We start from the raw sequence: 26,421 nt of genomic DNA, 5'->3' as shown, positions 1-26,421 counted from the left end.
TTATCGGTCCTATAGCTCAGTTGGTTAGAGCACCTGACTCATAATCAGGTGGTCCATGGTTCGAGTCCATGTGGGACCACTTTAATTATCTAAAGCCTTTCGAAATATCGAAAGGCTTTATTGTTTTATTAGTATAGCAATTAGATGTTAAATATGTTGATTTATAGTAGGTTATGTTTATTTTTGCACATCTTATTATATTTTATACTACAGCCTAAACAGAACTTAAAAATACAAGAATGGATATTGTTATTATTGAAGATGAAGATTTAGCTGCAAATTCTTTAGAAAAAATGCTTTTAAAAATGGAGTATCCTATAACCATAAAAAAGCGTTTAGAAAGTGTTGAGCAATCTATAGAATGGTTTAAGAATAATACTTGCGATCTTATTTTAAGCGATATTCATTTAGGTGATGGAGAAAGTTTTGAGATTTTTGATTCCTTAAAAATAAAAACCCCTATAATTTTTACAACTGCCTTCGATCAATATGCCATACAATCATTCCAGTTTTTTGCTATCGATTATTTATTAAAACCTTATGATACGGTTCGGTTAGAAAACGCTATAAAAAAGCACATTAATTTTAATAAAAACACAGCAGTAGATTTTAAACAGCTAGATAAATACATTTTAGAGTTAAAAGATTCTAACGAAAAAAAAGAAGAACAAAAACGTTTTTTGGTATCTATTGGAGAAAATTTTCGATCTATAGAAAGTAACCAAATTGCCTATTTTATGGCAGAAAATAAATCACTTTTTATATTTACAATTTCTGGTGAAAGTTATTTATATGCAGACACCATTTCTAGTTTAGAGCATAAATTATCTAAAGATCAATTTTTTAAAATAAACCGAAAATATATTATTAGTCATTTAGCCATTAAAAAAATTGCAAAATACAGTCACAATAGATTGAAAATAGAATTACAACCACAAATAAATGCAAGAGATCTTATTTTTGTAAGTTCTAATCGTATCACTGCTTTTAAAGATTGGTTAAATCGTTAATATGGCTTCAAATAATTTATTCTTAAAATTTAAGCAACACAGGCAATACTTTTTTATTAGTTTCTTATTTATTGCTATTTACTTTATAGGAAGTGCTTTAATAACACCAAAAATTACCTCTGTTACAGAAAATTTAGTAGAAGATTTAATTCAAGGTAATTTAAAGGATAAGGAAAACGTGGTATTTTTCGAGTTTAATCAATTGAATAGTTATTTAAATGATGCTGAGCAAATTATTAAATATTCTAATAAAACATCCACCAAAGAATTAAAAGAAAAGCTAGTTTTTACAGCTGGTTTGGCTTTAGAAAATCAAAATATTTCTAATACGTTTATCGTATTTTCTAAAAATGATACAGTAGATTTTTATAGTCCCAATAAGAATGCTTTATACACTAAAGAAATACATAATTATCTCAGTAAAAAAAATGTATCAGAAACAAAAAATACTAGAGATACCATACTAACTAGTAAAAATAAAGTACTCTATAGAAAAACATATGCTATAAAATTAAAAAACGATACTACTGTTACTTTTGGTTATGATGTTGATTTATTAAACTTTTGGAACTATTTTTCTGAAAAATATAAAGGAGATGGTGGATATACGGTGGTAACCAACAAAGACGGGGTTTGTATTTTGCATCCAGACACAACATATATAGGAAAAAAGTTAGAAGGTTATTTCGATACTATTTCTATAGAAAAAGTGTTGCAAAGTACAATTAAGATAAATGGTTATTATGTACCTAGAAATAAAAATATTTTAACATCTAAAGCTGTTTCAGAATTTTTAGATTTAGAGGTGCTAAGATATTATCAAACCATAAAAATAAGCAATACATCATTAATAACTGTTGTTAGTTTTCCTGTTCAAATTCATTTAAAAGAAACCACACAAAGCATACAACGTTATTTTTCTTGGATCAGTTCTTTAGCATTTGCTACATTCATGCTTATTTTAATTGTTTACAGATTGCAATTAAAAAAAGAATTTGTTGAAAATCTTAGGGTTTTAGAAGAAAAAGAACAGTTAATTTATGCAAATGAAAAATATCAAAAAGAAAATGCAGTACTTCAATTAAATCAGTTAAAGAAAAAAATGAATCCTCATTTTCTATTTAATAGTTTAAATTCTTTACATGTTTTAATTGATTTAAATCCAGAATTATCTCAGCAATTTGTTATAAAGTTAGCAGACGTATACAGATATCTTTTAGAGGAAAGAGATGGTAATTTAATATCTGTAAAAAAAGAGATTACCTTTTTACAACAATATGTGTTTTTGCAAGAAATACGGTTTAATAATAGTTTAAATGTTTCTATAATTAACAAAAGTGATGCTAAAGTATTGCAAAATAAAATACCTTTTTTGTCTTTAGAAACCTTGGTAGAAAATGCTATAAAACACAATAACATTACAAAACAAAATCCATTATTTATAGAAGTTATAATTTTAAACGATAAGATAAAAGTTATAAATAATTATATGCCAAGAAAGCAAAAAGACGAGAATAGTCATCAAATTGGGCTAACTTATTTAGAGAATACGTACCAATATTATCAAATTAAAAACTTTAATACAGCCATTTTAGATGGTAAATTTATCTGCACACTACCCTTTATTAATGTAAAATAGCATTTCACTCCTTATTTTACTTCGTTCACTCCTTTTCGTTTTAATAACTTTAGTATTTAATCAAAATTTGGAGCTCAATTTATATTTTCATGAAATACACTTCATTTAAGGATAAAGCCTTGATTCGTTATACTGTTTTTTGCATGCTGTTTTTTATTTGCAGCACAAATTTTGCGCAAGAAAAAGAAGATGAAACAAAAAAAGACAGCAACAATATATCAGATACAAAAAAGCTGAATTATCAAAAATTTTTAAAAGAGGCTAAAGTTAAAAAAGGTGTTTTTAATCTTTATACTCTAAAGGATGAGTATTACTTCGAAATTCCAGACTCGCTACTTTCTAGAGATTTTCTTATCGTAAATAAAGTATCTAGTGTGCCTTATGCTTTAAACGGTCATGGTTTAAATAAAGGAATGACCTTCGAAACCAAAATGGTTCGTTTTTATAAAGATACATTAGCAAATAAAGTTTGGGTTAAAACCATAAATCCAAGAGTGCAATCTCCTACAAATGATGCAATTTCATTATCCGTTAAAGATAATTTTAGAGAATCGATTATAGAAGAATTTGATATTGAGGCGAACAATACAGATTCTACATCAGTATTTATAAAAGTGAATAAAGTTTTTAACGGAAAAGAGAAGAGTTTTAGCGATGTGCTTACAAATATTGGCTTAGGTGGAAGTGTAAAAACCAAACTTTCTAAAATAGAAACAATTAAATCTTTTCCAGAAAATATTGTAGTTAAATCAATAGTAACTACAGGTGTAAAAGAAGCTGGCAGTGCAGAATTACCACTAACAATTGGGGTAACAATAAACATTGTATTATTGCCGACTAAAATTATGAAACCACGGTTTGATGATCATCGTATTGGTTTTTTTAGTATTCCAATGGAATATTATTCAGACAGTCAGCATGAGGTAGAAATCAGACACATGATTACACGTTGGAATTTAGAGCCAAAAGATAAAGACATAGCAGCTTATAGCAGAGGTGAATTAGTAGAACCTAAAAAACCAATAGTATATTATATAGACCCAGCAACACCAAAACAATGGAGATCTTATATAGAAAAGGGTGTTTATGATTGGAGTGTAGCTTTTGAAGCTGCCGGATTTAAAAATGCTGTTAAAGTTAAATTTCCTTCGGATAATGATATAGATTTTGATGCAGATGATGTTCGTTATTCTGTAATTACGTACGCAGCATCAGAAAAGCAAAATGCTATGGGACCGTCTGTTGTAGATCCTAGAAGTGGTCAAATTTTAGAAGCAGATATTATTTGGTGGCACAATTTAATGAAAGGTTTACATGCTTGGATTCGTGTACAAACAGGCCCAATAGACGCTAAAGCTAGAGGTAATAAGTTTTCTGATACACATATGGGAGAAGCAATTCGTTTTGTGTCTTCTCATGAAGTTGGGCATACCTTTGGATTAAAACACAATATGGGCGCTTCTTTTAGTTATCCTGTAGATTCTTTAAGATCGAGAACATTTACTTCTAAAATGGGCGGTACAGCACCATCTATTATGGATTATGCTAGATTTAACTATGTAGCTCAGCCAGAAGATAATGTAGTAGATATTACTCCTAAAATAGGTGTTTACGATACTTATGCAATCAATTGGGGATATAGATGGATACAAAATAAAACCGCTCATGAAGAGTTACCTATTTTAAACCAATGGATTCGTAAACATGAAAACGATCCCCTGTATTTTTATGGAGCGCAACAAAATAGTATTGTAGATCCAAGATCTCAAAGCGAAGATTTAGGCGATAATGCTATTAAAGCAAGTGAATATGGTTTAAAAAACTTAAAAAGGATAATGCCTAATATTTTAAAATGGACAAACGAAGAAGGGCAAGATTATTACAAAGCATCAAAATTATATAAATCTGTAATTGATCAGTGGGAGCTTTATAATAATCATGTTATGGCAAATATTGGGGGTGTTTATGTAAACAATACTGTTTCTGGCGATGGCAAAGATACTTTTAAACCAGTATCTGGTGCGTTTCAAAAAAAGGCGCTTAATTATTTAATTAACAATGCAATAATGCCTCAAAAGTGGCTGTTTACACCACAAATAACAAATAAGATATTTGCGGTAAGAGATGCGCCAGATGGCGAGCGTTACTACTCTCCCGTATCTATGCTGCGTATTTATCAAACAAATGTAATTTATGCTTTGGTTAAAACAGATCGTTTAATGCGTATTACAGAGAATCAAGTTTTATCAAATGATAAAGAAGAAGCTTTTACAGAAGAATATTTATTTGATACTCTTTTTGATGCGATATTTAAGAAAACAAAAAAAGGACTGTCTTTAGATATGTTCGATCGTATTACCCAGAAAAATTATATCGATGTTTTAACCGTAGATAGAAATAAACTTTTAGAAAAAACGAAAGAAAACACCATTTCTAACGACACTAATAAGTTTAAAAACATTCATTTCTCTTATTTACCTAGAGTTGCGGATATCGGAACAAATAAAAGAGCTGCTTTAGAGAAAGCATTAAGGTTATTAGAAAAAAAGAAAAGAAAAGGAGACAGAGCAACCAAAGAGCATTATAGCGATTTGATTGCAAGAATAACTTATAATTTGAAAAACTAAAACATGAAAAGGTTAATATATTTATTAATTTTTATTCCAGCGATACTTATGGGGCAAAACCAAAAAGTAATTACTGGTCAAGTCGTAGATAAAACTACCAAAACACCTATTATAGGCGCTTCAGTCTATGTGTCATCTGCAATTATCGGAAGCAAATCTAATACAGAAGGTGTTATAGATGGTAGAATGTTAGGTACAACTACCAATTTTGATGGAGAATTTAAGCTAACTATCCGTCAAGATATAAAATACTTTTTAGTTTCTTATATCGGTTACGAAACAGAAAAAATTGCTGTTTCTGCTGAAAAAACAAATTACACTATTGTATTAAAAGAAAGCGATGAAGTTTTAGACGAAATTATTATAACGGGTTATCAAAAAATTGAAAAACGTAAAATAACATCGGCTTACGAGAAAATTAAGGTGGCAGAAATAGAGCAATCAGGGGTTTCAAGTATAGATCATATGTTAACGGGTCAAATAGCAGGTGTTGTAGTTCAGCCTACTAGTGGAGCTCCAGGAGCACCCGCTAAAATAGTAATTCGTGGTAGTGCAACCTTAAATGGTTCTTCTGATCCTCTTTGGGTTTTAGACGGAATTCCTTTAGACGGAAGCGATATACCCGAAGATTTTAGAGATAAAGACAATATAGATAATTTAGAATCTTATCCTATTGCAGGTTTAAATCCAGAAGATATAGAAAGTATTACTGTTTTAAAAGATGCCTCTGCTACTTCTATTTATGGAGCAAGAGCAGCCAATGGAGTTATTGTTATTACAAGTAAAAGTGGTAAAAAAGGGTCTATGCGTATACAGGCTAATGGAAATTTTTTCGTTACACAAAAGCCTAATTTTAGTAAATTAAATTTAATGAATTCTAGCCAAAAAGTAGATTTCGAATTGTATTTGGCAGGTCGTTCAGACTTAACTTATCAGCAAGATAGAGGTAGTGTTGCTAGAATTTTAAATTATTATGGGGAATATGATAACTTTCAAAATAATGGTTTTGAAAGTCTTTCACTAAATACACAAAACGAAATAAATAATTTAAAACAAACCAACACTAATTGGGGAGATCAGTTATACCAAACTGCCGTTAATCAACAGTACAGTGTAAGTATTTCTGGAGGAGATGATCAGAATAACTATTATTTTTCTACAGGTTTATTTGATCAGAAAGGTACAACTACGGGCACAGGGCAACAACGTTATAATGTTACACTTAAAGATAAGTTTTCTATTAATGATAAATTAAAAGTTGGTGTCTCTCTTTTTGGTAGTCAAACAAAAACAAGTTCTTACATTACAGGTGCAGATGCCTACACAAATCCTTCTTATTATTCAAGAACTGCAAACCCGTATTTATCACTTACAGATGAAAATGGAGATTATGTTTATGATCCTGATTTAGTTGAAAGATCTGATCTAAATTTAAATTATAATGTTTTAGAAGAAAGAGAAAACACAAACTACGAATTAATATCTAACTCTTTAAAAGCTATTTTAGATGTAAATTATAAGATTGCAAAAGACTTTGAAATTAATAGTCAATTAGGTTTACAGTTAGATTTTGATAAAACAGAAAAATTTAGTGACGAAGAAAGTTATTATACAAGAAAATACGAACAAAGATCTCAGTATAATACCTCAAGTGGTTCTGCATATTACATGCCAAAAGGCGGAATAATTCAAAATTGGAATTCTGATGTATTTCAATATAATTGGAAAACCACAGCAAACTACAGCACAATATTTAACAATAGGCATGAGCTAGATGTTATGATTGGTACAGAATTCAGAAGGAATAAAAAAACGGAAATCCATGCAAAAGGCTTTGGTTTTAATGCAAATACACTAACAACAATTGCCATAACAGACGAAAGAGCTTTAACAAATTCTTTATTCGATACGTACAGTAAATCGTATTATGAAAACGCATATGCTTCATTTTTTGGAACAGCATCTTATACTTTAGATAAAAAATATACTTTTTTTACGAGTTTAAGATACGATGGTTCTAACCTTTTTGGGGTAAATCCTAAATATAGATATTTACCTTTATGGTCTGTTGCTGGGTCGTGGAATGTGTTTAGAGAAGATTTTATATCTGATATAGATTTTATTAGCGATTTTAAAATACGTGCTTCTTATGGTGTACAAGGTAATATTGATAAATCTACATCTCCATATGTAATTGGTGAGTATTATACAGAGACTATTTTACCAGGTACAAGCGAAGAGATTATTAGAGCAACTAGTGCACCAAATGCAAATCTTAGATGGGAAAAAACGGTATCGTCTAATATTGGATTCAATTTAGGATTACTTGATAATCGAATTCATATAACAAGTGATTATTATACCAGAACAAGTACAGATTTAATAGGCTTACAATCTGTTCCTTTAGAAAGTGGTTTTAGTTTTATAAATACCAACTGGGCAAGTGTTAGTAACAAAGGGTTCGAATTTTTATTACATACTGTTAATATTAAAAAAGATGATTTTAAATGGTCGTCAAGTTTCAACATCTCTCATAACAAAAGTATTGTAGAAGATATAGAAATTAGAGAAGAAGATTTTAAACCCTCTTTAAAAGGGTATAGTTCTACAGCTATTTTTGGTATTAAAACAGCAGGATTAGACAGTAATGGTCTTCCATTATTTTGGAGAGATGGTGTAAAAGTATCAGCAGTAGATTTTTATAATTTAGAAGAAGGTACAGATGGTAGTCAACTAACAAGAGAAGAACACAGAAATTTATATTCTTATATTGGTGATGCTACTCCAAAATTTAGTGGTGGTTTTAATAATAGTTTTACATACAAGCAATTTGGCTTACGTATTTTAACCAACTTTAATCTTAAGCAAACTGTAAAAGCCACACCAAGTTATAATTTAACTCAAGCACAACCAGGCAATAATTATAGTACCGATATTTTAAAAGCAGGTAAAGGTAACCTACCTGCCTTAATTGGTTTTAATACACCAGGTTTTGATACTGATTTAGTATATAATTGGTTTAACTCTTCTGATGATGGTAGAACTTACGATGATTTAGATATTTGGATTAAAGACATCTCTTATTTACGTATTAGCAGCATTAAGTTTAGCTATTCATTCCCTAAAAAAGCCGTCGAAAAATTAAATTTCTCTAGTTTAAATTTTAACATAGAAGGGCGCAATTTATTTGTTATTGGTACTAATTACGATGGTTTCTTCGATCCAGAAACTTATGGTAGTATTTACGCTCAACCAATACCTAAAATTATTTCTGTAGGATTTAACCTTACGTTTTAAAAAATAATATTCATGAAAAAAATAATATATATACTGGTTTTTTCACTAAGTTTTATTGCTTGTGATGACTATTTAGATATAGAGCCAACAGGCCAAATTATACCTAAAAGTGTAAATGATTACAGAAGTTTTTTAACTGCAGCTTATGCCATTACAAAAAACTCTAAAGTATTAACAACTTACAGATCAGATGAATTAAGTTTAAGTACTAGTTCTGTAGGTATAGAACAGTACGAAGATCTTTTTATTTGGAACGATTTAAACCCAAGTCCGTTAACTACTGCATATCCTTATGCTACAATTTATAACATCATATTTTACACCAATCATGTTATAAATAATGCAGATACTATGATAGGTGATACTTTAGAAAAAGAACAATTATTAGGAGAAGCTTATGCTTTAAGAGCCTTGCAATATTTCGATTTAATTAATTTATATGCAAAACCTTTTAATGCTGCAACTGCAAGTAAAGATGCTGGTGTGCCTATAACTACAGTATACGATTCTGAAAAAGAATACACTAGAGCAACAGTACAAGAGGTTTATAATTTAATTTTAAACGATCTTAATGAGGCGGAAATACTCATAAATACAGATACTCAAGAATCTGGGTATAAGTACCGTTTTTCTACACTAGCTGTTAAAGCTTTTAAAGCTCGTGTTTATCTATACCAAAAAGAATGGGAAAAGGCAATAACATCTTCTTCAGAAGCTTTATCGATTAATAGTGGTCTACAAAATTTAAATTCTGATAATTCTATAATGCCATCAGAATATAACTCGGTAGAAGCAATTTTAGCACTAGAAAAAGTATCTTCTTTCGATATTACATCTAATGCAAGTATTTCAGAGAATTTATTATCTATTTATAATCAAGCAGAAGATTTACGTTTTGCAAGTTATTTTTATAAAGATAGTGATGGTACTTATCATTCTAATAAAAGTGCCGAAACCAAATTTAAAAGTTCTTTTAGAACAGCAGAAATGTATTTAATTCAGGCAGAAAGTTACGCTCAACTAAATGCATCAACAGAAGCAAAAGAAAAACTACTTGAGTTAGCAGTAAACAGATATACATCAGATGGGATGGCGGCTTATACACTAAAAGTTAATGCATTAAATGCAGGTGATCTACTAACAGAAATTTTAGAAGAACGTAGAAGAGAATTTGCAATTGAAGGGCATAGATGGAACGATTTAAGAAGAACTACACAGCCTTTACTTACAAAAACTTACGATGGTGAAACCTATCAATTAGATAAAAATGATGCTAGGTATACAATTCCATTTCCTGATGATGCCACCATTAATAATCCGAATTTATAAAAATAAAAGTATAACAAATAAATAAATAAATAATGAAGAAAATTTTTTCGATTTTAAGTCTTTTTGTAGCATTCGCTATCACAACAGTTTCATGTTCTAATGATGATGATCCTATATCTTTATCAACACTAGCAACAATTACCGATTTTACAATTTCTATAAACGATGTAGATGCAGATGACATTACTTATGATTTAGGAAGTGCAATTACTATAGATGTTCCTTTTGGTACAGATATTTCTGCTGTAACACCAACAATGGTTATTTCAGACGGTGCAACAATTACACCAGCATCAGGCGAAGTTATTTCTTTTGTAGACGGTGAAGCGATGTCGTTTGTGGTAACTGCAGAAGATGGCGTTACAACAAAAGAATATAGCGTAACTATTAATATTAAAGGAGAAGTTGGTAGTGGTTCTCAATTGCTTACGTACCAAATTGCAGATTTATTTGGAGAAAACTCAATAACAACGTATACGTATAACGAATCAAATTTTGTAAGCTCTTATTCTGTAGAATTAGACGATTGGGGTACACTAATTACTGCTGAGTATACCATAATTTACGATGATAAAAACCAAGTTATCGAAAAAAAGAGTACAGAAGCTAAAGAAAGCACTGTATACGAGTATAATGATGCAGGTCAAATTGTAGAAGCACTTTACTCTAATGACGGTACATTAACGTATACTTACGCATATAGTTATGATGCAGCTGGAAATTTAAGTAAAGAAGTTAGAACAGATCATACAGATGCAGACGCTACTACAGAAGTAGCTTTTACAATTGTTGATGGTAATGTAACTGTAGAAACAAGATATGGAGATGATTATGTTGCAACATACGATGATAAAAACAACCCATTTAAAGGTCAATATCCAGCAGCATATTCAGCTATACATGCAGCAATTCAGTTAGTAAACACCAACAACCCAGTTTCTGGAACTTTAGCAGACGATGCTATTACTTACGAGTATAATACAGATAATTACCCAACAAAATCATCTTATACTTATTTTGATGGTTTAGCTACAGTAGAAAAAACATTTACATACTAAGAAATAGTTAATGTAAATAGAACTAAATATTATACCCTTTAAAGGAACACTTTTTAATTAGAGTGTTCCTTTTTTTATAAAAATTATACCTATGAAAAAATACATATATTTTGTGCTGTTGTTACTATGTTGTATGTGTAGTAATGATTTAAAAGAAAATAAAACAGATATATTTGATGATGAAGAAACTACTGTTTTAGATAATGAAGCAAAGTTAAAACAATTGTATAACGATACCATAATTCCATTATTCTCAGATTATAATGCAATAGATATACCTATAGAATTTCAAATTATAAAAGATGATATGGGTATAAATGCAGGTGCTTCTTTTGGGTATGTAGAGGTAAGTATGGGGTTGGTAAATTTATCAAAAAAAAGTATACAGTTATTTGCTTTAACGCACGAAGTTGCCCATATTGCTACGTTACCTCAAGCGCGTTTGTTTCATTTAGAAGGGTATGTTACTAATGGGGCGTTTGTAAATGAATATCAAAAATCAGAATATTTAGCAGATTTAATTGCCATTCACCTTATCAAAACAAAAGCACCTATTTATTTTGAAGCTTTAAAAGAAGACTTAGCTTATTTAAAGCTAATTTTAGGTGGTGAAACATTTACACATCCTTCTGGTGCAAATCGCCTTAAAGAAATAAACAAATACATCACCTTAAGTAATACAAAAACGAGTGCTATCGCTTTTAAAGAGTTGTATGTAGAAATTTGGTTCTGATTTTAAACTATTTTTTGCTATATTTGAGAATAGGATTAAATTCTTAAAAATCTAATTCTAATATGTTAACGTACATACTTTTGGTAATAGTCCCCCCCCAAAAAAAAACTCTTTTAAACAAATGGTTTATAAGAGTTTTTTTTACTCACTTTTTTTAATGGCAAACAATGCATGTTATAATGTGGTAATACTGTATTTTTTTTAGTTGATGTAGTATAATACATCAATAAAATTTACTTTAATTTTTATACGTAAGTTCATTGTAAAATTCAATTGTTTTTCTGGTAGTTAGTATACATAGGTTTATGGTCTTAAATGCGGGCTGATCTTGTGTTTTTATTAAAAAGCAATACATAAATATGTTTTTTTGTTGCTTTTTTACCCCTTTTTTGGTCAAATTGCATCCTGATGCAATTTTCAACCTCTTTTTTAGTGGTTTTAGCTTTGTTTTTCGCTTCAAAAAAGGTGTTTTTGAATTCTAAAAGGGGCTATTTTAGACATTTTTTTCTTTTTTAAACCTCTAATTCTTGCGCTAGAAGCTTTTTTCTTGCATCAAAAAGTATCTTTTAAGCGCATATATCAACTAAAAATAACAGCCTAAATCTATTAGAAAATCTTTTTTTAGGGGAATAAATTGTACATTCTTTGTATTGCTGCATGTTTAGAATATAGATAAAAATTGAAATTTTTATGCATTCGATACCAAAATATGTAATGGTTTTTTAAAAGATTGTTGCATTTGTAGAGAAGTTTAAAGGTGTTGGTGGTTATGTATAAAGCTACATTAATTGAGCAAAGGTTTATATTAAAATACAAATAGGCTTCATAGTTTATCATTTTTGATAATTTTATGTACATCAAAAAGAACAATCATAGAACAAGATATAATTAATTTTATGCTTAAAAAGTAGTATACTGTACTTGCTTTTCATTAGTTATGATGAGTAACATGGTGAAATGTAATTAGATGTTATCTATATGGAAAAGGAAAAGTTATAAGCTATAAAAGTTTGATAAAATATATGTGTCTACCTAATAATTTTAAGAATACTTCCAATATTCTTTTGTAATTTGCGGTAAAGTTTATGGGTGTGTATTACTTTCAAATTGTGTAATATTTTGAATGTTATTTAGCATTAAGACGAAAGAAGTGGTCTCAAAGGGATGCATAAAAAAAATTGTAAGTATAACAATATCAATAAGACAAAAAAATAATACATGACACAAAATCAACAAAAAAACACCTTAGTACCCATTCTTATTATTGCGGGATTATTTTTTATTTTCGGGTTTGTTACTTGGGTAAACAGTGCGTTAATTCCGTTTATGAAAACCATTAACGAGTTAACAGACGCACAGTCTTACCTTGTTGCCTCTGCATCGTATATTTCTTTTGTGGTTATGGCGTTGCCTGCATCTTATATCATTAATAAAATAGGGTATAAAAAAGGAATGTCTTTAGGATTAATTACTATGGCAATTGGCGCATTAATTTTTATTCCTGCAGCAGAAGCAAGAACCTATTGGCTTTTTTTATTAGCAATTTTTATTCAAGGCGCTGGTATGACTTTATTACAAACCGCTTCAAATCCATATATAACCATTTTAGGCCCAATGGAAAGCGCTGCAAAACGAATTGCTATTATGGGAATTGCGAATAAAGTTGCAGGATCTTTAGGGTCTGTAATTTTTGGAACTCTTTTACTCTCTGGTATAGGCAGTATTAAAGAAAAATTATTGGTGGTTGATGAGGCAGAGAAAGCAAATGTATTAAACACCATGGCAGATAGCGTGGTTGCACCTTATATTGTAATGGCTGTAGTGTTATTTTTATTAGGAATTTTAATAAGAAAAGCACCTTTACCAAATGTAGAAGCGCAACCTATTAAAGTTTCTGAAATCGGCAAAAAAGCGAAAACAAGTATTTTTCAGTTTCCACATTTATGGTTAGGCGTATTGGCGTTATTTTTATACGTTGGTGTAGAGGTAGTTGCGGGTGATACAATTATTTCCTACGGAATCTCTTTAAACATTCCGGTTGAGGAGGCGAAGTTCTTTACCTTATTTACGCTTATGGCAATGGTGGTAACTTATGCTTTGGGGGTCTTTTTAATTCCAAAATATATCAGTCAGTCTTTTGCATTAAAGGCAAGTGCTATTTTAGGAATCATTTTATCGTTTTGTATTGTTTTAACTACCGGATTTACCTCTGTGCTTTTTGTGGCAGCTTTAGGTATTGCAAATGCGTTAGTTTGGCCAGCAATTTGGCCTTTAGCATTAACAGGTTTAGGTAAATTTACTAAAACAGGATCGGCTTTGTTAATTATGGCAATTTCTGGAGGTGCAATTATTCCGCCTTTATATGGTGCGTTGGTAGATCATAAAAAAGTAGCATTAATTACATCAGGAATACTAGAACCAAGTGCTTTAGCAGAAGCTTCTTCTTTTGGATATTGGATTCTATTACCGTGTTATTTGGTAATTTTATATTATGCCTTCTTTGGTCATAAAGTTGGGTTGAAAAAAGAATAATTTAACTGCTCTTACATGTGAACAAACAAAAAAGCATTCAAGAATTTTCTTGAATGCTTTTTCTAAGCATAATTTTTAGCAGAGAAAATTAGCATATAAGTTTTTAATCTTACCAGATTCTAACTCTGTCTTTTGGTTTTAAATACATATTATCTCCTTCTTTAACGTCGAACGCTTTGTAAAATGCATCTACATTTTTAAGTGGCATGTATGCTCTGTACATTCCTGGTGAATGAGGATTTGTCATAATTAAATTCTTTAAAGCTTCATCACGCATTTTTGTTCTCCAAATGGTTCCCCAAGAAAGGAAAAAACGTTGTTCTGGAGTATAACCATCAATATTTTCTGGTCTTCCGTTTTTGTTTAAGAAAATTTGTAAACCTTCGTAAGCAGCTTGTACACCACCTAAATCTCCAATATTTTCTCCTAATGTATATTCACCATTTAAGTGCATAGAATCTATAGCAATAATGTCTGAATATTGTTTAATTAATTGCCCGCCAATTTCTTTAAACTTTATAGAATCATCTTCTGTCCACCAGTTTTTTAAATTTCCATCGCCATCAAAACGAGCACCAGAATCATCGAAACTATGTGAAATTTCATGCCCAATAACAGCTCCTATTCCACCATAATTTACAGCTTCATCAGCTTTATAATCATAAAAAGGCGGTTGTAAAATTGCCGCAGGAAAAACAATTTCATTATTCACAGGATTAAAGTAGGCGTTTACGGTTTGTGGTGACATTCCCCATTCAGTTCTATCTACTTCTTTACCTAATTTATCCATATTTTTATTGTAATTCCATTTGGTGACGTTTATTGCATTTTCAAAATAAGAACCACCTTCTTTTAAGCCTTTTACCTGCAATTCAGAATAATCTTTCCAAACATCAGGGTAAGCAATTTTAACCGTTAATTTGTGTAATTTTTCTAAAGCTTTTTCTTTAGTAACTGCACTCATCCATGGCAATTGTGCAATTCTAGCTTCGAAACCAAGCATTACATTGTCTATCATTTCTTTGGCTTTTTCTTTAGCTTCTGGCGGAAACATTTTTTCTACATATAGTTTTCCTAAAGCTTCACCAACAGCACCGTTTAAGCTACCCAAAGCACGTTCATCTCTTGGGCGTTGTTTTTTAGCACCACGCATTTCTTTAGAATAAAACTCCCAATTTGCAGTTTCTAAATCTGTAGATAAAGAACCTAAAGAACTATTAATAGTGTTCCAGCGTAATAATAATTTAATATCTGCTACAGAGGTTTTTGCAAAAATAGCACCTAAAGCTTTAAAGTATCCAGGATCTGTTACAATTACAGTTTCTAAATTTGTAACGCCAATTCCGTTTAAATGTGCTTGCCAATCTATTGAAGGCGCTAGTTTTTGTAATTCTGCAACCGTCATTGGATTGTAGATTTTACGAATATCTCTACTTTCTTCTTTAGACATCATTGGTGTTGCCAAACTAGTTTCTAAAGCAACAATAGTAGCGGCATTTTTTTTAGCCGTAGTTGCATCATCACCAAATTCTTGTAACATTTTTGCTACAAAAACCTCGTATTTTTCTAGCTTGTCTTTTACTTTAGCATCAACATAATAATCTCTAGACAAACCTAAGCCACCACTGCTCATATAACCTGCGTATTGACTACTATTTTTTAGATCATTAAAAACACCAAAACCATAAAAACCACCACCGCCATAAGGAGCCATGTTTGTTAAATAGGTTTCTATATCTTTTTTTGTTTTAAGTTCATCTACTTTTGCTAAATAAGGCATTACAGGTGCTTTGCCTTGTGTGTTTCTAGCAACGGTATCCATTATGGTTTGGTAATAGTTTACTGCTTTTTCTTGATCTGAATCTATTTCGTTTCCTTTAGCATCTTTTATTTTAGGAAAATTACTATTTTCTATGGCTTTATTTAAAATAGTTAAAACATCTGCATCTGTTTTTTTACGTAATTGATTAAAACCACCCCAAGAAGTTTGATCGTCTGGAATTTCTGTTTTGTCTAACCAAGTTCCGTTTACATGTCTAAAAAAGTCATCGGTAGGTTTTACGGTTTTATCCATATTTTCTAGGGCAATTCCAGGAGTTTTTTCTTCTGGCTTGTCTGTTTTACAAGACATAAACGCTATAAAAACTACTGCAGTAGTATAAAAAGCTTTTTTAATGTTTCTCATTTTGTGTGTATTTGATTGATTAACTGAATTATATGTTAGTAGATTTTACTGTATCAATGTTACATATTTTAACTTTTTATTTTTTAGCCTTTGTCGGATTTGGTAATTGTTTAAAACCCATATTAAATAACGTAAAACCAAATATATCTGCATATTGTTCTATTGTTTTTGCAACTGGTGTTCCTGCTCCATGCCCCGCGTTGGTTTCTATTCTGATTAAAGTAGGATTTTCTCCACACTGTTTATCTTGCAATTCAGCCGCAAATTTAAAACTATGTGATGGCACAACTCTGTCATCATGATCGCCAGTTGTTATTAATATTGCAGGATATTCTATACCTTTTTTCACAGTATGCACTGGCGAATATCCTTTTAAATATTCAAACATTTCTTTGCTGTCTTCTGCGGTTCCGTAATCATAAGCCCATCCTGCGCCAGCAGTAAATGTATGATAACGCAACATATCTAAAACGCCAACAGCAGGTAAAGCAACTTTTGCTAAAGTTGGTTTTTGTGTTAAAACTGCTCCAACTAATAATCCGCCATTAGAGCCGCCTCGAATTGCTAAAAATTTTGATGAAGTATATTTTTTTGATATTAAAAATTTTGCAGCTGTAATAAAATCATCAAAGACATTTTGTTTTTTAAATTGCGTTCCTGCGTCATGCCATTTTTTTCCATATTCTCCTCCACCTCTTAAATTAGGAACCGCATAAATTCCACCTTGTTCCATCCAAACAGCGTTTGCAATGCTAAAAGCAGGCGTTAAACTTACATTAAAACCTCCATAACCATATAAAATAGTAGGATTTTTCCCATTCAATTCTAGCCCTTTTTTATGCGTAATAATCATTGGAATTTTCGTACCATCTTTTGAGGTGTAAAAAACTTGTTTACTTTCAAAAGCATCCAAATTAAAAGCAATTGAAGGTTTCCAATAAGAAGTATACGTGCCGTTTGTTGGATTTAATTGAAAAGAAGATACAGGCGTATTGTAATTTGTAAATGAAAAATACAAGTCTTTAGCAGTTGTTTTTCCGCTAAAACCACCTGCAGAACCAACACCTGGTAATTTAATTTCTCTAAGTAAGTTTCCATCCAAATCGTATTGTAAAACTTTTGAAACTGCATCAACCATATAATTTGCAAATAAAAATCCTGCGCCGGTGGAAATGCTTAACACATTTTCTGTTTCTGGAATAAAATCTTTCCAGTTTTCTGATGTAGGATTTGTAGTATCCACAGTAATAATTTTTTTATTTGGCGCATTTAAATTTGTAATTAAATACAATTTACTTCCTCTGTTGTCAATAACGTGTGTATCACTTTCTACATGATCTAAAATTGTAATTAATGTACTATTTGGATTTGATAAATCTTTGATAAATAATTTATTTCCTGATGTAGAGACTTGTGCAGAAATCACTAAATACTTATAATCCTCTGTTAAAGATCCAAAAACATATCTATGTTTTTCTGATGGAATTCCGCCAAAAATAACGACATCTTCTTTTTGTGGTGTTCCTAATTTGTGATAATATAATTTGTGTTCATCTGTTTTTGCTGATAATTCACTTCCTTTTGGTTTATCGTAACTTGAGTAGTAGAAACCTTCATTTTTGTACCAAGAAACGCCAGAAAATTTAATATCAACTAAAGTATCTTCTGTAATCATTTTAGATTCGGTATCAATAATGATTATTTTTCTCCAATCAGAACCACCTTCAGAAATAGAATACGCAGCTGTTTTACTATCTTCAGAAAAACTTAAAGAACCTAAAGAAGTAGTTGCATCCTCAGAAAAAGTATTTGGATCTAAAAATACTTCTGGTTCACCATCACCTTTTTTTCTGTAGATAACACTCTGGTTTTGCAATCCGTTATTTTTAGAAAAATACGTGTAATCGCCTTCAATAAATGGAGTTCCTATTTTTTCGTAATTCCATAATTCTGATAATCGATCTTTTAATTGTTCTCTGTAAGGAATTTTGCTTAAATAGTTGTTAGTAACTTCATTTTCGGTTTTAACCCAAGCTTTTGTTGCTGCACTTTTATCGTCTTCTAGCCATCTATAATTATCGACAACTGTAGTTTCGAAAAAATTTTCTATGACTGGTTTTTTATTTGTTTTTGGGTACTTCAAATCTATATTTCTTTGTTTTCTTCTTTACAAGAAACAAAAATTTAGCTTGTAAACAAAGCGGGAGTGATTAATTTATTCGACATAGATTCTAAAATTTAATATCACTTAAAACTAGAAGTTATTAAATAGTTTTTAATTGAAGAACGTTTTAAAACAATTACTTTTTTGTATAAACAATGTTTATAATCTACATTTTTATTTACTTTATCTAAAAACAATTTAAATGTACGATAATTAAATTATTTGTTAACTTTTCAGTGTTTATATATTTTTAGTTGTATGATAAACAGTATTTTACATGTTTTTATTGAAATATCTATGATAATTTATAGAGGTACATGAAGTATATTTGTTGAATAACCACAAAATTATTTTTATGACCTATTGATTAAAAAAAAACTTATATCTATAAGTTTTATCTCTCTTATTCAGGGAGTAGCGCATTCTTTAATGCAAATAACAAAAAAAAAAGCCGAAAAAGAATTGGCGTTCTAATTAAGCTTTTGTTTAATCTTAAATTTTATTTTCAATGAAGAAAAAAAAATTAAACCGAATTTACCTTATCGTACTTATCTTGAGCGAGTTGTTGAAATAGGTAATACTTCTTTATGAAGTTCTTATTTAAATTAAGACCCTTCTGCTGAAACAGGAGGGTTTTATATTTTACAAATATAAAGAAAACGAATAATTAATCTATTAGAAAAATAAAAGGATTTTTTCATCTTTGTAAAAGGTTTATATAATTACTTTTAATGTTTCAGATTTTTATTCTGTGATTTTTGTAATTTGTGAAGCATAAAAACGACTATTTTCACATAAAAGAAGAAAAATAATATTAAAAGATGACAGAAAATTTAACGAAAGAAACCTTTTTAAAAAAGGTTTTTAATTTTGAAGAAAATAAAGATTGGAAATTTGAAGGAAAAAGACCCGCTTTAATCGATTTTTATGCAGATTGGTGTGGACCTTGTAAAATGATAGCGCCAATTTTAGAACAACTTTCAGAAGAATATGGAGACAAATTGGATATTTATAAAATAGATACGGAAGCTGAGCAAGAATTAGCTGCTGCATTCGGAATTAGAAGTATTCCTTCTATGTTATTTTGTCCTGCAGAAGGGCAGCCACAAATGGCAAACGGAGCGTTACCAAAACCAGAATTAGAGCGCATTATTGCGGATGTTTTAAAAGTTACAAAATAAATTTTTTGTGATTTATAAGTTTACAGAAAAAACATGTTATGATTTTGATTCGGTTGTTAAATGCAAAAAGCTAAGCGAATAAAGTAGCAAAAGCTTCTTCTATTTTACCAACTAAAATCAGTTTTATAGCATGTTTTTTTGAAGTTATTTTATTGTATTTCGATGCAACAAAGGTTTTATAACCCAGTTTTTCGGCTTCTAAAATTCGTTGATCAATTTTAGAAACTGGCCTAATTTCGCCAGCCAAACCAACTTCTGCCGCAAAACATACATTTGGATTGATGGCAATATCTTGATTGGATGATAAAATTGCAGCTACAACTGCTAAATCAATTGCAGGATCATCTACATTTATACCTCCAGTAATATTTAAAAATACATCTTTTGCACCTAATTTAAAACCTGCTCTTTTTTCAAGAACAGCCAAAATCATGTGTAAACGTTTTAAGTTGTAACCTGTTGTAGAGCGCTGTGGCGTTCCATAAACTGCCGTAGAAACTAACGCTTGAATTTCTATCATTAAAGGGCGAATGCCTTCTAAAGTTGATGCAATTGCCGTTCCGCTTAAATCTGCGTCTTTTTTAGAAATTAATATTTCTGACGGATTTGAAATTTCTCGTAATCCGTTGGAAAGCATTTCGTAAATTCCTAATTCTGATGTAGAGCCAAACCTGTTTTTTTGAGATCTTAAAATTCTATAGGTATGATTTCTGTCGCCTTCAAATTGCAAAACAACATCTACCATGTGTTCTAAAATTTTTGGACCAGCAATATTTCCTTCTTTGTTAATATGACCAATTAATAAAACTGGAGTGGCAGTTTCTTTGGCAAATTTGATGAGTTCTGCAGCAGTTTCTCTAATTTGAGAAATACTTCCTGGAGAAGCTTCAATCGAGCTTGTGTGTAGTGTTTGAATAGAATCGATAACCAAAACTTCTGGTTCTGTTTCTTCAATATTTTTGAAGATATTTTGAGTGTTCGTTTCTGTTAAAATTAAGCAATTAGAGTTTTTACCTTCTAATCTTTCTGCTCTCATTTTTATTTGAGATTGACTTTCTTCACCAGAAACATACAATACTTTTTGACTGATGTTTAAAGCAACTTGCAGTAATAAAGTTGATTTTCCAATTCCTGGTTCACCACCTAAAAGTGTAACAGAACCTTTTACCAATCCACCACCTAAAACGGTGTCTAATTCGTTGTTATTTGTAACAACCCGTTCTTCGGGATTTAACTGAATATCGGCAATTTTTAAAGGTTTGTTTACGCTTTGTTTTGCTGTTGTAGATTGTTTCCAAACGCGTTTTTCTTCTTTGTGAATTACTTCTTCTACAATGGTATTCCATTCTTTACAAGCGCCACATTGCCCAACCCATTTTGCATGTTGCGTTCCACAATTTTGACAGAAAAAAGTTGTTTTGATTTTTGACATTTAAAAAGAGTTTCTAAAGTTTGAAAGTTGGTAAAGTTACAAGTTTCTACAATCTCATAAAATAAAGTTTAGCTATTTTATTAAAAATAAAAAGACCTCACAGGAATTAAATACCTGTGAGGTCTTGAAAGTTATTAACTTACCAAGATTGCATCTCTTTTAATAAATCTTCATGAGTTGTAAAATGCCCTTCTTCCATTCGTTTTTCTGCTTCTTTTACTTTTTGAATATACTTTTCTTTGGTTAATGCTTCTCTACTAACAGTATATGCAACAATTTTAGTGTCAGTTTCTTCTGTGTTCATGGAAGTTGCTTTTTATCAAAGATACCAATTTATAAATAACTTTTAAAGTTGATAAAATATTCTAAAAGCTGGCAAATAGTTGCGTTAGCGATTGAACGGTTTGTTTGAGCTCTTTTTTGTTTTTTACAAAAAAAGCGAGTAGAGAAAGCGCGACCTTTAGGGAACGCCCAAGTTCTCGATACAATTTTTCTAAAAAATTACTCGAAATTATTTATTCTTATTGTAAATAGGTAAAAGTAGAAATGCTAAACCTCCAAAAACGATAATCATTGCAGTTTGCGCGGTCCACATAATCCAGCCAAAAGCGGTTGCGGGTTCTGTAGGAATATTAAACAAAGCCAACGCGCCAGCAACCGCAATTGGGTATAAACCGATGCCGCCATTTGTTGCTGCTATTGAAAATCCGCCAGCAATAAAGCCGATTAAAATTCCGCCAAAAGGCACGTTTAAACCTTCAATTGCTGGTACTGTTGCCCAAAACATAGCAACATACATAACCCAAATAAAAACGGTATGAAAGATAAAAGCCCATTTGTTTTTCATTTTAAAGATGCTTGTAACACCTTCTATTAAACCAGAAACAAAGGTTTTAATTTTTAATAAAAAGCCAGATGTTGCTTTTTTTACAAAGGATGAAAAAATATAGAATCCAATAATTAAAACGACGATAGCAATACTAATTTTTATTGGATTAAAGTTTTTTGTAAGTAGATTGTAAATAAAATCGAATTGAACAAAGAGTGTAATTGCTACAATAGAAAGCATCATAATTAAGTCTGCAATACGTTCTGCTACAATGGTTCCAAATCCTTTTTCGAATGGGATTTTCTCGTAGTTTGCCATAACTGTTGCTCTAGAAATTTCACCAGCTCTTGGCAATGCTAAATTTACTAAATAACCTACTAAAACGGCTAAAACACTGTTGGTAAACTTTGGTTTGTAGCCTAGAGGTTCTAGCATAAATTTCCATCGGTAAGCTCTAGAAAGGTGACTTAAAATACCGAAAAATAGACCAAGAAAAATCCAGCTATAGTTAGCTTCTTTAAAATAACCTATTAAAACATCAATAGAAATTTTGGAGATTGAATACCAAACTAAAAAACCTCCCAAAACGAGAGGTAATATTATTTTTAAAATTTTTTTTATGCTCAAGATCTTTATGTAAGTGTGTTGTCTTTTTCATTTGGAAAAACTAAACAAGGTTTAAATTTCTTAGCTTCTTCGAAGTCCATAAAAGCATACACAATTAAGATTAAAACATCGCCTACAGCAACTAAACGAGAAGCAGCACCGTTTAAAGTGATTTCTCCACTACCTCTTGGTCCTGGAATTGCATAGGTTTCTAAACGGTTACCATTATTGTTGTTTACAATTTGAACGCGTTCTCCTTCTATAATATTGGCTGCATCCATTAAATCTTCATCGATGGTAATGCTTCCTATATAATTTAAATCTGCACCTGTAACTTTTACTCGGTGGATTTTAGATTTTACTACTTGTACTAACATGCTGCAAAAATACTATTTTTTTGTTTACTAATTTTTTAATCGGATGTTATCAATTAATCTTACATCTTCTGCGAAAACTGCTATAAAAGCACGGTATTTTTTGCCAAATTCTTTGTCTTTTATGGTTTCTAATGTTTTTTCATCAGCAATTGTAAAGTACTCTAATTTAAACAAAGGATGTTTTTTAAAGCGATTTTCTACCCATTTTGTAATTATATCAGCATTTTCTGTGCCAAATTTTTTGCGAGCTGTTTTTAGTGTTTTGTATATAAAAGGAGCGGCTTCCCTTTGTTCTTGAGTAAGTCTAGTATTTCTAGAACTCATTGCTAAACCATCATCTTCTCTATAAATAGCACATCCTTTAATTTTTACATTTATACGATGTTTTTTTACCATTTTTTTGATGATTTGCAATTGCTGAAAATCTTTTTGTCCAAAATAAGCTCTATTAGGCGTTACAATTTCGAACAAGGTTTTTACAATTGTGCCTACTCCGTTAAAATGCCCTTCTCTAAACTTACCCTCCATTTGATGTTCTAATCCGTCAAAATCAAAAGCGTCAGACACCACATTTTTATTATAAATTTCTTCTACGGATGGGTAAAAAAGTACATCACAATCTACACTTTCTAATAATTTAGAGTCGTTTTCTAATGTTTTTGGATACTTTATTAAATCTTCTTTTTTGTCAAATTGAGTAGGATTTACAAAAATACTTACAATGACAATGTCGTTTTTTTTCTTTGCTTTTTGTATTAGAGATAAATGTCCTTTATGCAAAGCGCCCATTGTTGGCACAAAACCAATAGTTCTTTTGTAGGCTTTTATATTTTGCAAATAAATTTTTAGTTCGCTTTTTTTCTTGAAAATTATCATTCTACAAGTTTATGAAATGTGTGCAAACTTACCATTTTAACACGATATTAGCATAAAAATTCGTATTTTTGCGAATCTTATAAAAGAGTTTGAATTAATGAAGGACAAGAGAATCTTATTTGTATCATCTGAAGTGGTGCCTTATTTGCCAGAAACAGAACTATCTTCAACAGCTTTTATTTCGGCAAAAAACGCTCATTCTAAAGGAGTTCAAACCCGTATTTTTATGCCTAGGTATGGTGTAATTAATGAGCGAAGACATCAATTACACGAGGTAATTCGCTTATCTGGAATGAACTTAGTTGTTAATGACATCGACATGCCGTTAATTATAAAAGTAGCTTCTATTCCTAAAGAAAGAATGCAGGTTTATTTTATTGATAATGAAGAATATTTTAAAAGAAAAGCAGTTTTTACAGATGAAGACGATGAGTTGTTTTCTGATAATGATGAACGAGCAATTTTCTTTGCAAAAGGTGTTGTAGAAACAGTTAAAAAATTAAATTGGGCACCAGATATTATTCATGTTCATGGATGGATGGCTTCTTTATTGCCTCTTTATTTAAGAGAGTTTTACAAAGAAGAGCCTTTGTTTACAGAAAGTAAAATTGTTACCTCTCTATATAATAGTGGTTTTGAAGGTGAATTAAATACAAACTTAGCAGAAAAAGTAAAGTTTGATTTATCTGAAACTAATAAACTAGAAACAATACAAACACCAAACCATACTAATATTTTAAAAAGTGCAATAGAAAATTCTGATGCAATAATTCAAGGAAGTGAAACTGTTTCTGAAGAATTAAGTTCTTTTATTGAAGAAAAAGAATTGCCAGTTTTAGAATATGAATCGGAGAATTTAAAAGAATCTTATTTAAATTTTTACGCTGAATTATTAGCAGCGAATAAATAATTGTTTATAAAGTGAGGAAAATTATTATAAAGAGTGTTTATGTAGGTGTTTTGTTGTCTTTTATTTCAACAATTATATCATGTGAAGAAGATTTTACAGACATTAGATCTAATGTTATAAGTAATACAAAATTTGATAAAGCAACAGCATCTATAGAAATTACTGCAAAAAATAGTACTATAGAAAAAGTTAAGTCTGATAATATTACCACAGAACCTGGGCAGTATTTATTAGGGGTTTACAAAAGCACAGATTATGAAAAAATAGAAGCTTCTATAGTTTCTCAATTAGCAATAAATACTAGTTTGTCTTTAATTGAAGCCGATACAATTACAAAATATGAAACAAGTACTACGTCTATCTTAACAACGATAGATACTGTTTTTATAAAGCTACCATATCAAGCAACTTTAACAGATAATACATCAACAGGACCTGTATATACATTAGATTCTATTATTGGTGATCAAACAAAGGCTTTTAAACTTAACGCCTATGAAACAAGTACTTATTTAAATAAATTAAACCCTTTAGATCCTTCAAAATTAAACACATATTTTTCTAATGATGTTTTTGATACAACAGGAGATGCATTAAATGCTGTACCTGATTTTGAATTTACTCCCAATGTAAAAGATACAGTAATAATGATTAAAAGATGGGCAAGTAATAAAACTCTTGTTCAAACAGATGAAGTAAAATATTCTACTTCAACAACAACAGTTGTTCCTTTGCCATTTGCTACAATTCCTTTAAATGAAGAAAAATTTAAGCAACTTTTTTTAGATAAATATGGTTCTTCAGATTTTGATTCTCAAGAAGCATTTAATGATTATTTTAGAGGAATTATTTTAGAAGCATCAGGAGATCAAGGTTCATTAATCTCTTTTAATTTTAATAATTCAGTTACAGCTTTAAATCCATCGATAGAAGTGTATTATACAAATACAGTTATAAACACACAATCTAACGATACAATTAAAACATTTAGAAAAAATAATTCTTTTTTATTATCTGGAGTTAGAAGCGCTATTTATAAAATGGACGAAAAAGTTTATCCTGAAAATAACGAAATTAAATTACAAGGAACCGCAGGAAGTGAAGCAACTATTGATCTTTTTGGAGCGGAAGATTTAGATAATAATGGAATTGCTGATAAGATTGATGATTTAAGAGCTAATGATTGGTTAATTAACGATGCGTCTTTAACATTTTATATAAATCAATCTGCAGATACAACTGCAATTCCTTATAAGTTGTATATGTATAAAACTGCTGATGATTCTACTATAAGTGAAAATTTAACACAAATAAAAGACTCTTATTCTGAGGTTACTTTTGGAGGGGTGTTAGAAAGAGATGCTAACGGAAAAGTAGAAAAATATACTTTTAATATAACAGATTATATTTCTGATCTTTCTAGTGGAGAAGAAGAAACATCACCAATTTTAAAATTAAAAGTTCATAATATAACAGATGACCCTGTTTCTAGTACTGTTTTTACAAATTACAGCTGGAGTCCTAAAGCTATAACACTTTTTAATGAAGATGTTATGAATGGAGATAAAAGAGCAGTTTTAAAGATATCATATTCAGAAAGAAAAAATTAACTAACTTATCCCCAGAAAATAATAAA

17 protein-coding genes, 1 tRNA gene and 1 pseudogene are annotated in these 26,421 nt (G+C 30.2%); 12 read left to right on the top strand and 7 right to left on the bottom strand.

Features of this window, described 5'->3' with window-relative positions; all coding sequences use genetic code 11:
* Positions 1 to 5 precede the first annotated feature (5 nt).
* The 9 genes from BLT70_RS15555 to BLT70_RS15515 all read left to right on the top strand — a co-directional run bounded on the left by BLT70_RS15555 (position 6) and on the right by BLT70_RS15515 (position 14,225).
* Positions 6 to 79: transfer RNA gene (locus BLT70_RS15555), tRNA-Ile, on the top strand.
* Positions 80 to 239: 160 nt separating this feature from the next.
* A complete protein-coding gene (locus BLT70_RS15550; protein WP_091896453.1) occupies positions 240 to 1,010 on the top strand; it encodes a LytTR family DNA-binding domain-containing protein in 771 nt (256 codons plus the stop codon).
* 1 nt (position 1,011) lies between these two features.
* Positions 1,012 to 2,649, top strand: coding sequence for a histidine kinase (locus BLT70_RS15545; protein ID WP_091896450.1), 1,638 nt, complete (start codon positions 1,012 to 1,014; stop codon positions 2,647 to 2,649).
* A gap of 89 nt (positions 2,650 to 2,738) precedes the next feature.
* Entirely contained in the window at positions 2,739 to 5,276 is a 2,538-nt protein-coding gene (locus BLT70_RS15540) for a zinc-dependent metalloprotease (RefSeq protein ID WP_091896447.1), read from the top strand.
* 3 nt (positions 5,277 to 5,279) lie between these two features.
* Entirely contained in the window at positions 5,280 to 8,573 is a 3,294-nt protein-coding gene (locus BLT70_RS15535) for a SusC/RagA family TonB-linked outer membrane protein (protein WP_091896444.1), read from the top strand.
* 12 nt (positions 8,574 to 8,585) lie between these two features.
* Positions 8,586 to 9,902: a RagB/SusD family nutrient uptake outer membrane protein gene (locus BLT70_RS15530; RefSeq protein WP_091896442.1), complete on the top strand. Its 1,317-nt coding sequence runs from the start codon at positions 8,586 to 8,588 to the stop codon at positions 9,900 to 9,902.
* A 32-nt stretch (positions 9,903 to 9,934) separates the two neighbouring features.
* The gene (locus BLT70_RS15525; protein WP_091896439.1) at positions 9,935 to 10,960 is read left to right on the top strand and encodes a hypothetical protein; all 1,026 of its coding nucleotides are present in this window, start codon (positions 9,935 to 9,937) and stop codon (positions 10,958 to 10,960) included.
* A gap of 91 nt (positions 10,961 to 11,051) precedes the next feature.
* On the top strand, positions 11,052 to 11,693 hold the full coding sequence (locus BLT70_RS15520; protein ID WP_157691923.1) for a hypothetical protein: 642 nt from the start codon (positions 11,052 to 11,054) through the stop codon (positions 11,691 to 11,693).
* A 1,218-nt stretch (positions 11,694 to 12,911) separates the two neighbouring features.
* Positions 12,912 to 14,225 carry a sugar MFS transporter gene (locus tag BLT70_RS15515; RefSeq protein ID WP_091896434.1) on the top strand — a complete coding sequence of 438 codons (1,314 nt, stop codon included), beginning with the start codon at positions 12,912 to 12,914 and terminating at the stop codon, positions 14,223 to 14,225.
* A gap of 109 nt (positions 14,226 to 14,334) precedes the next feature.
* Here the strand turns inward: BLT70_RS15515 and BLT70_RS15510 are convergent, their stop codons facing one another.
* Both BLT70_RS15510 and BLT70_RS15505 read right to left on the bottom strand, forming a co-directional pair.
* On the bottom strand, positions 14,335 to 16,410 hold the full coding sequence (locus BLT70_RS15510; RefSeq protein ID WP_091896431.1) for a M13 family metallopeptidase: 2,076 nt from the start codon (positions 16,408 to 16,410) through the stop codon (positions 14,335 to 14,337).
* Positions 16,411 to 16,486: 76 nt separating this feature from the next.
* A pseudogene (locus BLT70_RS15505) lies at positions 16,487 to 18,594 on the bottom strand (prolyl oligopeptidase family protein).
* Between the two features lie 801 nt (positions 18,595 to 19,395).
* Here BLT70_RS15505 and trxA point away from each other — a divergent pair.
* Complete coding sequence (gene trxA / locus BLT70_RS15500) at positions 19,396 to 19,755, top strand: thioredoxin (RefSeq protein WP_091896429.1); 360 nt, start codon at positions 19,396 to 19,398, stop codon at positions 19,753 to 19,755.
* A 70-nt stretch (positions 19,756 to 19,825) separates the two neighbouring features.
* Here the strand turns inward: trxA and radA are convergent, their stop codons facing one another.
* From radA to panC, 5 genes are all read right to left on the bottom strand, one after another.
* Positions 19,826 to 21,187 (bottom strand): DNA repair protein RadA, encoded by a 1,362-nt coding sequence (gene radA, locus BLT70_RS15495; RefSeq protein WP_091896426.1) that lies wholly within the window; start codon positions 21,185 to 21,187, stop codon positions 19,826 to 19,828.
* Positions 21,188 to 21,326: 139 nt separating this feature from the next.
* The gene (locus BLT70_RS17185; protein WP_157691922.1) at positions 21,327 to 21,491 is read right to left on the bottom strand and encodes a hypothetical protein; all 165 of its coding nucleotides are present in this window, start codon (positions 21,489 to 21,491) and stop codon (positions 21,327 to 21,329) included.
* Positions 21,492 to 21,698: 207 nt separating this feature from the next.
* Positions 21,699 to 22,643, bottom strand: a complete 945-nt coding sequence (locus BLT70_RS15490) for a lysylphosphatidylglycerol synthase transmembrane domain-containing protein (protein WP_091896424.1) — start codon at positions 22,641 to 22,643, stop codon at positions 21,699 to 21,701.
* Positions 22,644 to 22,648: 5 nt separating this feature from the next.
* Positions 22,649 to 22,999, bottom strand: coding sequence for an aspartate 1-decarboxylase (gene panD / locus BLT70_RS15485; protein WP_091896421.1), 351 nt, complete (start codon positions 22,997 to 22,999; stop codon positions 22,649 to 22,651).
* 27 nt (positions 23,000 to 23,026) lie between these two features.
* Positions 23,027 to 23,875 (bottom strand): pantoate--beta-alanine ligase, encoded by an 849-nt coding sequence (gene panC, locus BLT70_RS15480; RefSeq protein WP_091896418.1) that lies wholly within the window; start codon positions 23,873 to 23,875, stop codon positions 23,027 to 23,029.
* A 97-nt stretch (positions 23,876 to 23,972) separates the two neighbouring features.
* Here panC and BLT70_RS15475 point away from each other — a divergent pair, with 97 nt between their 5' ends.
* Together BLT70_RS15475 and BLT70_RS15470 are read left to right on the top strand one after the other, a co-directional pair.
* Positions 23,973 to 24,785 carry a glycogen/starch synthase gene (locus tag BLT70_RS15475; protein WP_091896415.1) on the top strand — a complete coding sequence of 271 codons (813 nt, stop codon included), beginning with the start codon at positions 23,973 to 23,975 and terminating at the stop codon, positions 24,783 to 24,785.
* Between the two features lie 11 nt (positions 24,786 to 24,796).
* Positions 24,797 to 26,395 (top strand): DUF4270 family protein, encoded by a 1,599-nt coding sequence (locus tag BLT70_RS15470; RefSeq protein ID WP_091896412.1) that lies wholly within the window; start codon positions 24,797 to 24,799, stop codon positions 26,393 to 26,395.
* Positions 26,396 to 26,421: the final 26 nt, after the last annotated feature.

The organism is Polaribacter sp. KT25b (assembly GCF_900105145.1).
Taxonomy (GTDB): domain Bacteria; phylum Bacteroidota; class Bacteroidia; order Flavobacteriales; family Flavobacteriaceae; genus Polaribacter.
The sequence above is the reverse complement of the archived record's forward strand: the minus strand, read 5'-3'. Positions and strand labels throughout refer to the sequence as shown.